Annotated in this window: 1 protein-coding gene; it reads right to left on the bottom strand. The window is 58.8% G+C overall.

Annotated elements, in window-relative coordinates; genetic code table 11:
• Positions 1-83: 83 nt before the first annotated feature.
• Entirely contained in the window at positions 84-13,949 is a 13,866-nt protein-coding gene (locus ACJY2G_RS07865) for an Ig-like domain-containing protein (RefSeq protein WP_439291607.1), read from the bottom strand.
• Positions 13,950-14,437: the final 488 nt, after the last annotated feature.

Raw genomic sequence — 14,437 nt, 5'->3', positions numbered from 1 at the left:
TTGGGGCGGGGTATCAATGGCATCGCAGACGCCAGCAAAACCCCCTCCCCGCCTCCCCCTTCGCAGGGGGAGGAGTACAGAAATTAACTCTGTTGTACGTGCAGACCGTGTTGCACCAGAACGTCTCCCAGGGTGTTCGAGGTATCCATTGACGCGTTGTGGTAAACGTCGAAGGTCAGGCCATCCACCGTGCGTTGCCCGGTTTCGTTCCATGCGCCGTCGGTGCCCATTTGCAGATTGACCAGACTGCCCTCGCCCCCTTTGATGATCACTTCATCGGTCGGGTTATCCTTCACGTTCAGCGCCTCATGCAGGTTCAGGGAAATGCTGTTGGTGCCGGAATTGCCCAGGTCGAAGATGTCGATATGCTCGACTTTCAGCCCGAGTACGGTCAGATCCAGATGCTGATTGGTACCCGCCAGCAGTAAGGTATCGACACCGGTGCCGCCGTCGATTTGCGAGAAATCGAGGGTATGAACCGAGATGGTGTCGTCACCCGCGCCACCGATGGCCACGCCGTCAGTTGCCGTCAGGTCGATGGTGATACCGCCAATGGAGAACGCCGTGTCCGCGTGCGCGGTAGTGTCTGCCGTGGTGGTGTCGTGCGTGGTGGTGGTTGAAGCACTGGTGTCCGCAGTGACCAGCGGATCCGTCAGCGTGCTGGCGGCGTGCGTCACTGAGGTATCCGTAGTTGTGCTGGTATCGGTGGTGTGAACCGCCGCCAGCGTATGGGTATCGTCCACTGACAGCGACTGAACCTGCGCAACGTTGGCGTCCGCCGGCAATGTTGAACCTACCGTCAGCCCGACGTGCGCATCGAATCCGTTACCGGCCGCATCGACCGCTTTCAGTTCAACCACCGCGCCGAGCAGTGCGTTCAGTAAGCCCACCAGCCCGTAACTGCTCAGCAGCGCACTGGTCAGTTTCACCGTCCAGGTACCGTCCGCCTGCACGGTTCCCGCCAGCGTATTACCCAGCAGCGTGACGCTGACCAGACCACCTTGTGCGATGTTGCGGCTGGTTCCGCTCAGGGTCAGACCCTGACCACCCAAAATGCCGCCTACCACACCGAGCGTCAGCCCGAGCAGCGGGTTCAGCGCCACCAGCGGCAGTGCGTGCGTCAGTACGCTCAGCGGGTTAGAGATAATCGCGGTGTTACCCACAAGATCCGCAACCGAGACGGAAACCTGCGTTGAGCCATCCGCCAGCCCTTTCAGTTCTGCCGACGTAAACGGCACACTCCACGCACCGTTAGTGATGGTGCCGGTATGTGTCACGCCACCAATACTGACCGACACCGTGCCGTTGAGCAGGTTGGAGGTCCCGGTGATATTGGTGTTAGTGCCCGCTTCGGCGGCGTTCAGATAACCGTCACCGCCAAACAGTGAGCCGAGTGACAGCGTTGGCAGGGTGTGAATACCGACCGTTGCCGTTGCGCTGCCGCTGGTTGAATGGCCGGCGGCGTTAGTGATTGACGCACCGACATTCAGCGTCCCGTCGAGCAGGCTTGCCAGCGTCAGCTGCGGAACAGCGACGCTGAAGGTGCCATCCGCTTTTACCAGCGCCGTCAGGGTATTGCCGCCGACATTCAGGGTCACGGTCGATCCCTGCGCGTTAGTGGTGGTACCGCTGATGGTTTGTGTCAGCAATGCATCCGCCGCGTTCAGCAGGCCATCGCCAAACAGCGGATTCAGCGTAATGGTTGGCAGAGACTGCGCTACCACGCTCAGCAGATTGGTGACTGACGCCGTATTACCGGAACCATCCACCAGGCTGGCGACCACCGACTGTGTGCCGTTGAGAATGGCGCCCAGATCCGTCACCGGCACCGTCACGCTGAACACACCGCCGACACCCACATTGGCAAGGTAGTTTTTGCCATTCAGGGAAATCTGCACTTGTGTGCCCTGCGCGACATTAGTCGCGATACCGCTGATGATCTGGCCGGTCAGCAGGTCAACCACGTTCAGTACGCCATCGCCAAAGACCGGATTCAGGACAATCGACGGCAGATTGTGAATACCGACATTCAACCCCACGGTATTAGACGCCGTGTTACCCACTTCATCGGTCACGCTGGTGACAATGGTCAGATTGCCGTCAAGCAATCCGGCAAGTTGCAGCGGCGTCAGTGAAGCGGAGAATTTGCCGTCACTGCCGACGGTTGCCGTCAGGTTGATCAGGCCGCCGCCGACGTTAATGTTGACCGTTTCGCCGACATGCCCGTTGGTGACCGTACCGCTGATGGTTTGCGTCAGCAGTGCTTCCGCCGCGTTGAGGATGCCGTCTGCACCGAAAACAGGATCCAGCACAATTTTCGGTACTGCGTTGATGATGGAAGTCAGCGTGCTGCTGCTGGTGCTGGTATTACCGCCAGCATCCGTAACAGAAACCACGACCGGGAAGGTGCCGTCGCCCAGCGCTTTCAGGTCACCCGGTTGCAGGGTGATACTGAATGCGCCCGTACCATCGGTCGCGCCGAGGAAGGTTTTCCCGCCCAGCGAGACCTGCACCTGCGTGCCCGCCGCGACGCCGCCAACGGTACCGCCAATCACCTGCGTGGTCAGCGCGTCAGCCGCATTCAGCAAGCCGTCGCCCAGTACCGAGGTGAGGTTAATGACCGGTTGGACCAGATCCAGCACCGCGTTCGCCACAGCACTGCCGACGTTGCCTGCCGCATCCGCTACCGTCACGCTGACTGCTGCGGTCGTGCCACTCAGTAAGCCGAGAACGGACGGCGGAACGGTGACCAGGAAATGCCCCGTCGCATCCACTACGCCATTAATGGTTTGTGTCCCAACCTGCACCGCAATGGCTGTACCCGCCGCCACATTGGAAACAGTACCGCTGATGGTCTGATTAACCAGCAGATCGGCGATATTCAGCACGCCGTCGCCAAACACAGTGTTGAGCACCACCTGCGGCAGATTGTGGATGGCAATCCCCACCGGAATAGTGGTGGAAGAGGTGTTGCCTGCCGGATCTGTCAGGGTGATACCCAGATTCAGATTGCCATCAAGCAGTGCGCCCAGATCGCCCGGCTGAATCTGAATATTCCAGGTCCCCGCCGTCACGGTAGTGTTATAGGTTTTGCCGCCGAGGGTCACGGTGACCTGAGTGCCGTCAACCGCCGTCGCGACGCCGCCGATAGTTTGTGCCAGCAGGGATTCCGCCGCATTCAGCAGGCCGTTGCCACCGAACAGAGGATCCAGATTGCCCAGCACCGGCAGTGTTTTCAGCACATCAAGATTAAGTGCTTCAACCTTGGTGTTACCCGCCGCATCGGTCAGGGTCAGATCGATAACCTGCGCGCCATCGGTCAGTGCGCCGAGCACGGCTGCCGGTATGGTCATCGACCACACCCCGTTAGCGCCTACAACTGCCGACAGCGGCGTGCCGTCAATCACCGTCGAGATAACTGACCCGACACCCGCACCAATCGCCGTGCCGCTGATGGTTTGTGCTACCTGAGATTCCGCCAGATTGAGGAAACCGTCGGTCAGCCCCAGTCCGCTGGCCACGTTCAGGTCCAGCAATTTGTTGAAGAAGATATCCAGACCGGTACTGACGCTGGTGGTGTTACCCGCCTGATCCGTTACCGTCGCCGCCAGTGTCAGTGTGCCGTCGTTAAGCAGCAGCAACTGCGCTGGCGTCAGGTTGAGCGACCATGCCCCGCCCGGCTGAATAACCGCTGTACCGATGGACGCACCGCCCAGTGTGACGTTCACCGTCTGACCGTCAGCGCCGCTGGACGTCCCGCCGACCAGCACATTGAGCAAAGATTCCGCCAGGTTAATGACGTTATTACCGGCGACCACATCCAGCGCCAGTAACGGCGCGGCGGTATCGACGGTGACGGTGTGCGGAACGGCTGTTCCCACGTTGCCTGCCGCGTCCGTCAGGGTCGCGGAGATCACGTTAGTTGCGCCGTTGCCTTGTGGCAATGCCTGCAAATCGGCTGCCGGTACGCTGACCGACCAGGTGCCGCCCGTCTGCACGGTACCGTTGTAAGTTTTGCCATTCAATGTGACGGCGACAACACGCCCCACATCGCCGGTATCCGCCGTACCGGTAATCGCCTGCGCGGATTTCGACTCGGTACTGTTGAGGACATCGTCGCCAGTGAACGCATTGATCGTCAGGGTTGGCGCCGTGGTATCCACCAGTACGCCTTGTGTGGCACTGGTCGCCGGGATCAGTGTTGAAGCGGTAACGTTAGTGGTGGTGCCATTGACAAATTCAGCGGCAGCCACAGATACCGACCATGTTCCTCCAGTGACTGTCGCCAGATGCGGAACACCCCCGACCGTGATATTGACCAGCGTACCGTCAGGCACGTTGATTGATTTACCCGAAACGGTAATGTTCGCCGGATTGCCATCCGCCACGTTAATGATGTTATCGCCGGTCACCGGATCAATAGTGATGGCGAATGTTGGCGGCGTCAGGTTGACCGTAATGGCCTGAGGCAGCGGCAGATTTGCCGTGTTACCCGCCAGGTCATTAACAGAAGCGGTGATCGTGTCCGCGCTGTCCAGCGTTGCCAGTTCAGCAGGTGTAAAGGTGGCACTCCAGGTGCCGTCGCCCAGCACCGTTGCCTGATGGCTGATGCCGCCGACTGAAACCGTCACCTGCTGTCCGGCCTGCACGTTCACCGTGGTACCGGTGATAGTTTGCGTGCTCTGGCTTTCTGCATAGGTCAGGTCAAAACCGGCACCGGCAAAGGACGTAACCGCCACTGTCGGAAGTTGCGTCACGGCAATGCCGACATCGGCCGAGGCCGAACCGGTATTACCGCCAGCGTCAGTCACGGTGACGGAGATTTGCTGCGCGCCCTGCGGCAGATCGGCGATTTCACTGGTTGAAAGAGGTGCCGTCCAGTTGCCGTTCGCATCCACCGTCACGCCCGGAATTGTCAGACCGCCTATGGTGACCACCACCGTTTGTCCCGCGCCTGTCAGCCCGGTCGTTCCGGTAATGGTCTGTGCTGTCGCAGCTTCGGCGGCACTCAGATAACCATCGCCAAACGGCGTGTTGATAGTGACATCCGGTACGGTGAGGTAGCTGGTGAATGGCAATGTCGCTGGCGTGGTGTTGCCTGCAGCATCTGTCACCGTCACGTTGATATCGTGCGTGCCACTGCCCAGAGAGCTCAGCACGCCCGCAGGCAGGCTGACCGCCCAGTCGCCTGTCGTCGGATCGACGGTTGCGGTATAGGTGGTGCCGCCCACGTCGATGGTCAGTTTGACGTTCTGGTTGTCGCCGGTGATGCCGGTGTTACCGGTGATGACGTTCACACCCGCGGCTTCAGCGATATTCAGACTGCCGTCAAGGAAAGGTTCATTGATAACAGGTACCGGTCCGGACAGATGTGAAGTGAAGCTGATGGTCGTATCGTTATGGTTACCAACAGAATCGGTCGCCGTGACGGTAATATCATGCTGCGCGGTCGCCAGCCCAAGCGTTGCCAGCTGAGCCGGCGTCAGGTTCAGGGTCCAGTTTCCGGTATCCGGATCGACGGCTGCCGCAAACGGACTGCCGGTCATGCCCGCGATCGCCACGCTGACGGTTTGTCCTGTGCCAGTCACACCGGTGGATCCGGTGAGCGTCTGGCCGCCAACAGCCGCAGATTCCTCAATGTTCAGGGTGCCGTCACCGAATGGCAGATCAATCGTCGGTTGCGGAATGTTATTGATCCGCACATCAACCGATGCCGTCAGCGGCGAGGTGTTGCCCGCACTGTCGGTCACGGTCACGACAACCGGCCAGGTACCGTCCTGCAAGCCCAGCAACTGCGCTGGCGTCAGAGTGACAGTCCAGGTTCCGGCAGCAGAATCCACCACCACCGGCACTGCGTTACCGTTAATGACCACAGTGACGGTTTGCCCCGGCGAGGTGATACCGGTGGTACCGGTAATGCTGCCGCCCGCGGTCGCTTCATCCAGATTCAGAATGCCGTCACCGAATGGCACGTTAATGCCAGCGACTGGCAGAACCTGCGTCACCGACGTGAAATCAAGGGTACCGGCCGCACTGGTATTCCCCGCGCTGTCGGTGGCGGTCACGCTGATGGTGTGCGTGGCATCCGCCAGCCCCTGAAGCACGCCGGAAGGCACGGTCGCCGTCCAGGTGCCGTCATTGGCGACGGTGGCCAGCACCGGCGTGCCATCAACAGTCACCAGTACAGTCTGACCCGCGCCGGTAATCCCGGTTGTACCGGTAATCAGCTGATTACCCGCTGCTTCGGTGGCGTTAAGCACGCCATCCACAAACGGGGTATTGATGGTCGGTAAAGGCAGCGCAGACAGTTCGATATCCAGACTTGCGCTGGAAGACGCCGGGTTACCGGCCACATCTTCTGCCGTCACGGTCACCTGTACGATACCGGTAGTCAGCCCGCTGAGCAGGTTTGGCGCAACGATGGCAGTCCAGCCGAGTCCGTCCGGGTTCACCGTACCGGAAATCGGATCCGCCAGCCCAGGCACCGTAACCTGCACAACAGTTCCCGGCGCCAGACCTGAACTGCTTCCGCTCAGGTTAAAGCCGTTGGCCGCTTCAGTAATATTCAAAATACCGTCGCCGGCAATCACGCCAATGGTCAGCGTTGGTAACGCGTGCGAGGAGAGCGTGAAATCAGCCGAAGTAGTAAGATTGTTCCCGGCTGAATCGGTCACGCTGACACCGATGGTTTTAGTGCCATCAGTGGTAATGGCCTGCACATCCACGCCCGGAATGGTCAGGCTCCAGACGCCTGTACCGTCGGCGATGGTAGTGTAGTCTTTTCCGTTGAGCGTGACGGTCACGGTCAGGTTTGGATCCGTGGTGCCACTGACCGGAATACCCAGCGCAGCTTCTGCCAGATTGATGATGTCATCACCGCCGGTATCCACGGTCACAGTCAGTATCGGCGCAGTTGTATCAACAGCCACGTCATGCGTTGCAGTGGCGACGTTTTGCGCCACATCATCCGCAGTCGCGGTGAAGGTATTGTTGCCCGCCGGCATTGCCTGAACCTGCGCCGCCGTCATCGGGAAGCTCCAGCTGCCGTCAGCCTGCACGGTAGCGGTATAGGTCGCCGTGTAGGCTTCGCCGGTAATAACCACCGTCACCGTACCGCCCACAGGAACGTGGGTGGAGGTGCCGCTGACGGTCATCCCCTGATTGTGCTCAATGATATTGATGTAATCATCGCCGGAAATGGCGTTGATGCTCAGCGTTGGCAGGTCGCCCGGCTGGGCGATCACGGTGGCGTTATGCGACGCTGACGCCGGGTTACCGGCCAGATCAGCAGAGGTCGCTGTTACGGTAATTGGCCCGTCAGACAAGGTAGCCAGATCCGCCAGCGGCACGGTTGCCGTCCAGTCGCCATTCGCACCGACGAGGGCGTTGTAGTTTTTGCCGTTAAAGCTCACCACCACCGTCTGTCCGACTTCGAGATTGGTGGATGTCCCGGTGATCGGGATATCGGCGCCTTTCTCTGCCGCATTAATGTAATCATCTTCCGACACCGCCGTGATGGTCAGCGTTGGCAAGTCAGCCGCCGCTGCATCCACGGTGAAGGTATGATCGCCTGTGGTGGTGTTACCGGCTGCATCGGTGATCGTCGCTGACAGCGTGTAAGTGGTATCAGCCAGCGCCTGCACCACAGAACTTGGCAGCGTGAAACTCCAGGTGCCGTCCGGCTGGACGACTGCGGTATACGTCACGTTGTTGAAGCTCAGCACCACAGAAACGGTTTGTCCTGCATCCGGGATATCGGATGTGCCGCTGATCACCACCGGCTGCAAGGTTTCAGCAGCATTAATGATGTCGTCGGTCGCCACCGGATCAAAGCTCAGCGTTGGCAGCGTGTAATCCACGGTGATAGCGCTGTTGGCCGTGCCCGTGTTTCCGGCGCTGTCGGTAGCCGTGACCACAATGTTTTGCGGACCTTCGGTAATTAACTGCAAATCGGCCGCACTGATATTAACCGTCCAGATACCGGCCGCATCGACAGTCGCCGTATGATCCACACCGCCGATATTCACGACGACGGACTGACCTGCGCCCGTAACGCCGGTGGTGCCGGTGAGCGTCTGGTCGGTGTCTCCTTCGCGCTGATTAAGGAAAGTATCGCCAAATGGCGTGTCGATGGTCGGCACTGGAGGATTCGCGGCGACTACGGTGAACGTTTCCGGAACGGTCGTGGTATTACCCGCCAGATCAGCCAGCGTGGCTGTCAGTGTATAGCTGCCGTCTGCCAGACCGGCCAGCGCGCCCGCCGGAACGTTGGTTGACCAGGAGCCATCGCCCTGAACGGTTGCCTGATAGGTCTGACCGTTAAATTGCAGCGTGACTATCTGACCGGCATCCGCCACATCGGCAGTACCCGACAGCTCGATGACGCCCGCCACTTCCTGCGCGTTAATCACGTTATCCGTCGCCACCGGGTTGAGCGTCAGCGTTGGTGATGTGAAATCGACATTCACAGAACCGGTGGTGGTGCCCGTGTTACCTGCGGCATCAGTTACGTTGACTACCACCGGCGTCGGGCCTTCTGCCGAACCGGTTAATGTGCCAGCCGGTACGGTGACGGTCCAGGTACCGTCAGTCGCTACGGTACCTGTCAGGGTATTACCGTCAATCACCACGGTCACCGTCTGACCATCGCCGGTCAGCCCGGTAGAACCGGTCAGAGTCTGTGTTGCAGCCGCTTCGTCGGTGCCTAACTGACCATCGCCAAACGGCGGATTCAGGGTCGGTACCGGCAATGTGGTGTAAATGCCCAAATCCTGTGTGGTAGTCACCTGTCCCTGATCGGTGGTCACGGTGGTCACAATCACATGGCTGGTGCCATCCGCCAGATTGACGACATCCGTTGAAGGAACATTGACGGTCCAGTTGCCGTCAGCATCAGTCTGGGTGGTGTAAGTCACCGTGCCCAGCTGAACGGTAACGGCGGTTCCTTCCGGCACATTGACTGTTTTACCGCTAATGTCAAAACCGGTACCCGCCTCAGTGGCGTCGATTTTGTTATCGCCGGTGATCGGGTTGATGGTCACGCCGCCCAGCGCACTGTTAACGGTGAAGTCTTCACTGTTAACAGCAGGGTTACCGGCTATATCGGTGACGGATACCTCAATGGTTGCCGTGCCGTCCAGCAGCGTCTGCAAGGTGGCTGCCGGAACGCTAACACTCCATGCGCCGCTGGCCAGCACCGTGGCCTGATAATCAATGCCGCCGATGGTCACAGTGACGATTTGTCCGGCCTCCACGTGAGTGGTGGTGCCGCTGACGGTTTGCGGGTTGGTACGTTCCGCGCCGTCTAACGTGCCGTCTCCGGCAAAGAGATCAATGGCAATGGTCGGCAAAAGCGTCGGATCTGCGGTCACGGTGACCGGTGCCGTCGCTGTGCCTGCGTTGCCTGCGGCATCAGTGACCGTCGCGGTCAGGGTATAAGTCCCGTTTGCCACATTCGCCAGCGCATCGGCCGGAATGTTAACGGTCCAGCCGCCGCCTGCTGCTACGGTGCCGGTATAAGTGTGTCCGCCAAGGCTGAGGGTGACCGTGTCGCCCGCCTCACCCGCGCCCGCCGTACCGCTGACCGGAATAATCGCCCCGGCTTCGGCGGCATTGATGGTGCCGTCGCCCGCAACCGGGGTGGTGATGGTGACTACTGGCGCGACGGTATCCACTGATACCGGCACAGAAATGTTGCTGGTGTTGCCAGCCGCATCAGTCACCGCCACCTGCACAGCAGTCGGGCCTTGTCCGAGGGCCGTCAGTACTGATGACGGCACGGAAACCGAGAAGGAACCGTCGGCGGCGACAACTGCGGTGTAACCCTGCCCGCCAAAGGTCACAACAGCCGTCTGACCGCTGCCGGAAACGCCGGTATTCCCGGTCAGAGTCTGGCTGACACCGGCTTCGGCGGCATTAAGAATGCTGTCGCCAAAAGGCGTATCGAGTGTGGCATTGGGCAGATTGTTAATGATGACATTCAGCACATCGCTGCCGGTGACCGTTTGCCCGACGGCATCGGTCGCACTGACGGTGATGGTATGTTCACCGTCACTCAGCGTAGCCAGATCTGCCGCAGAGACCTGAGCACTCCAGCCGCCGCCCACGCCGACTGTTGCGGTATAGGTTTTGCCATTAAGGATAATCGTCACCACACCGTTGACCGGCACGTTAGCCGAGGTGCCGCTGATGGTGACGCCCGCTGCCGCTTCCTGGACATTCAGCTGGTTATCGCCGGTGACCGGATCCACAGACAGACCGCTTAGCGTGTTATCTACGGTAAACGATTCGCTGCCGGTGGCCTGATTTCCGGCCTTATCCAGTACAGCGACGTCAATTTGCAGTGTGCCGTTGGTCAGTGCGCCCAGCGCTGAAGACGGAATGCTGACGCTCCAGCTGCCATCGGCCTGCACGGTCGCGTTGTACACCACGCTGTTAAGGGTAATATTGACGACCTGCCCGGCTTCGACATGCGTCGTCGTCCCGCTGAGGGTCTGAGCCGTTTGCTGCTCTGCGCCATCAAGAATATTGTCGCCAGCAAAGGCATTCAGGGTGATGGTCGGCGCTGATGCCGGATCGGCTGCCAGCTGAACATTTGAAGTGATAGTGGTGCTGTTACCTGCGGCATCTGCAAGCTGCACGGTGACAGGATATTGCCCGTCCGCCACACCCGTCAGGGCGCCAGCCGGAACAGTCACCGTCCACTGACCGTTTGCCGCCACAATGCCGGTGTAAGGCTGGCCGTTTATCGTCACCGTGACGGTGTTGCCGGCCTCGGTAATCGACGCGGTACCGGTCACGGCAATATCAGCCGCAGCTTCGGCATTGTTGATATAACCATCGCCGGAAACCGGATTGATGGTCAGGGTTGGCGCGGTTAAATCGACAGTGGCAGTACCGTTAAGCGTCGCGGTGTTGCCCGCGCTGTCAGTCACATTCACCACAATCGCATTATTGCCTGGCGGTAATGCCTGCAAATCAGCAGAAGTCAGGCTCACCGACCATGCACCAGCACCATCCACCGTAGCGTTATAGGTATGCCCGCCAATCGTTACAGTGACTGTCTGACCATCACCGGCTTTGCCAGTGGTACCGCTCAGCGTTTCAGCCGTTGCCGCTTCGGCAATATTCAGATAGCCGTCACCAAATGGCGTGTTGAGGGTTGGCACGGGTGCCAGATTATCCAGCCCGACAGAGATGCTGTTATTCAGCGTGGTACCGTCTAGCGCTTCCACGCTGGCAGAAAGCGGCAGACCCGCCGGATCGGCACCCAGAGATTGCAGATCTGCTGATGACAGCGCCAGAGACCATTTGCCGTCTGGCTGAACCAGCGCCAGGCGGATCAGCGAACCGAAAGTCACCGTCACCAGCGCAAACGGCGCGACGCCCAGCGTGGTGCCGGTGATCAAAATACCGTCATTGGTTTCAGTCACGTTGATGACGTTATCGCCGGTCACCGGATCAATGGCGATGCCTTCCTGCGCAGTATCCACGTTAAAGGTGTCAGTGCCCGGCGCGGCTTCGTTCCCGGCTTTATCAGACACAGTAGCTGTAATGGTTTGCGGGCCGTTAGCCAGCACAATCATATCCGCCGCCGGAACAATCACGCTCCAGTTTCCGCTGGCACCGACGGTCGCCGTATAGGTGTGGCCGTTCAGGGTGATGGTGACAATTTGCCCGGCTTCAACGCGCGTCGTGGTACCGCTTAACGTTTGTGCGGTCTGGCGCTCGGCACCATCGACAATATTATCGGACGCGAACGTATTCACCGTGATCAGCGGCGGAAGGGTCGGGTCAGAAGCGACGTGAATAGTACTGGTATTGGTAGTGGCGTTACCTGCGGCATCCGTCAGCGTCGCAGTGACCGTCACATCCTGACTGAGATTGCTCAGGGAACCGGCAGGAATATTCACGCTCCAGCTGCCATCCGGCTGAACAATGGCGCCCGTATAATCGACGCCGTTAATAGTGACGACAACCGGACGACCGGCTTCAGACACCGACGCCGTACCGGTGAGGGTCATTTGTGATGCGGCTTCCGCCACGCTGATATATCCGTCGCCTTCCAGCGGATTGACCGTCAGGGTCGGCGCGACCGTATCCACGCTCACCGGCGTGGTAATGGTGTTGTGGTTGCCCGCCGGATCCGTCACGGTGACCACGATATTATTGCTGCCCTGCGGCAAAGTGCCGAGCACGGATGGCGGAACCGTGACGGTAAACGTGCCGTCAGGGGCTACGGTGCCGGTAATTTGCTGGCCGCCAATGGTGACGGTCACCGTCTGGCCGTCACCGGTCAGACCGGTGTGGCCGGTCAGCGTCTGGCTGGTGGTGGATTCGCTGGCATCCAGCGTATTGTCGCCACCGAATGCCGGATCAAGGGTCGGCGGAACACCGTGAATGGCGACAATCAGATCCGTCGTCTGGCTGATGGTATTGCCCTGAGAATCCACCATGCTGACCGTCACAGTTGTCGAACCGTCGGTGAGTGCCTGCAAATCAGCCGGGGAAAGGGTCAGGCTCCATCCGCCACCCGCCGTGGTGGTGGTGCTATACACCGTGCTGCCCACGGTGACGGTAATTGGTGTGCCGACGGGCACATTGGACGTCGTGCCGGTGATCACCAGCGCGCTTTGTGCTTCGCTGACATTGAGCTGCCCGTCACCGGAAATCGGATTAACGGTCAGCACGCCCGCGCTGTCACTGATGACAAAACTTTCCGGCGTGGAAGTCGAGTTACCGGCCGCATCGGTCAGGGAAGCCGTCAGCGTATAATTCCCTTCAGCCAGCGCAGAAACGACATTCGCCGGGATGGTCACAGACCAGACGCCGTCCGCGCCGACGGTGGCGCTGTAATGCACGCCGTTGAGTACCACATCCACTGACCGGCCCGCTTCAGAAACGGATGCCGTACCGGTGAGAGTCAGAGGTTGCTGATGCTCATTGGCATCAATCACATTGTCGCCGTCGATGGGATCAACGGTCAGCGTTGGCGGCGTGGTATCCACCACCACGGTCACGCTTTTAGTGACGGTTTCACCCGACGTATTGGTCAGGGTAACGGAAATAACATAAGTCCCGTCGGCCAGTGTTTGCAGTTCGCTGGCAGACAGCGGAACGTTCCAGTTACCGCTGCCATCCACCGTCGTGGTGAAGGTTTTGCCGTTGATGGTCAGCACGATGGTGCTGCCTGCTGCGGCGTTAGTTGAACTACCGCTGAAAGTCTGAGTACTTTGTACAGCAGACTGGTTGACGATATTTTCATTGGCAAAGGCTGCCAGCGTCAGGGTTGGTGCTGCTCCGCCGACAGTGCCGCCACCCGTATTGCCGCCACCGGTATCCCCACCGCCCGTATTACCTCCGCCGGTATTACCGCCACCGGTATTTCCCCCACCCGTATTGCCTCCGCCGGTATTGCCGCCACCGGCGTTTCCGCCGCCGTCGCTGCCGCCATTGTTACTGCTGCTGCCACCGCCACCACCACCGCCGCCACCTGCGGCAATGGCAATACCGGCACCGAGCGCAAGCACGCCCAGCACGGCACCTAAAACAGCGGGATCAAAATTAGAGGAGTCGATGACCAGCGCACCGACGTCAGGAATGGTTTCATACGCGGGAACAACCGGTACGGCTTCTGCCGTCGCGCCGGTATCGACAAACGCGGCATGTTCGATAGGGTGTACGCCGTCGTCAAAAATCAGTTCGCTGTGGTGCCCTTTGCCGTCGGTATCAAAGAAACTGTGGTAGCGGACTGTGCGGCCATCTTTCATGTGGATGACCAGATCGTTGCCGACACGCTCATAGCTGGTGACGGCGTCCCGCGTCGCGTGGACGCGTACGATACTGATTTGATTGAGGGTTACGTCCTGGCTGGCGTTTGAGACCTGAGAAACTACTGCGCCATTTGTACGAGAAAGAATATCAATAACAACGCTACCGTTCTGAGCCATGTTGTACCCCTGTTACACCAGTTGTTGCCCACACACGCTAAATACCGCTCTCTCCTTTTAAGGAAAAAGCGGCGTGTCGTGATGTGAAGACCATTAAAAAAAATGGGTATACTTCCAACTGGTGTCAGGGAATGCCATAGACTACAAATCGAACAAATTAAAGCGTGGTGAATACATTAAGATATTTTTTATGACTTTAATGATTCATTGTTTCGGTAGTTTTTGCCCGAAACTCCATAAGTTATATGCATGATTTGGGATAAGTGCTATAAAAAAACCAAATCATCATGACAAGAAAATTTCATCAATGAATTATAAAACATCCGTTTGACGAGGATTGGATCGTCATCTAGCTTACTGAGAATTAAAACAAATCCATAAAAAACAACATATTATTAACTTTTACGCAAAGAGTAAGCCAGATCATTATTAATGAAATCAAGCATTAGCCCGCTGAAACACCCATCAAAATGACTTACCAATTGTGT

The sequence above is a fragment of the Rahnella sp. ATs2 genome (genome assembly GCF_051851855.1).
GTDB classification, from domain to species: Bacteria; Pseudomonadota; Gammaproteobacteria; order Enterobacterales; family Enterobacteriaceae; genus Rahnella; species Rahnella variigena.
The sequence above is the reverse complement of the archived record's forward strand: the minus strand, read 5'-3'. Positions and strand labels throughout refer to the sequence as shown.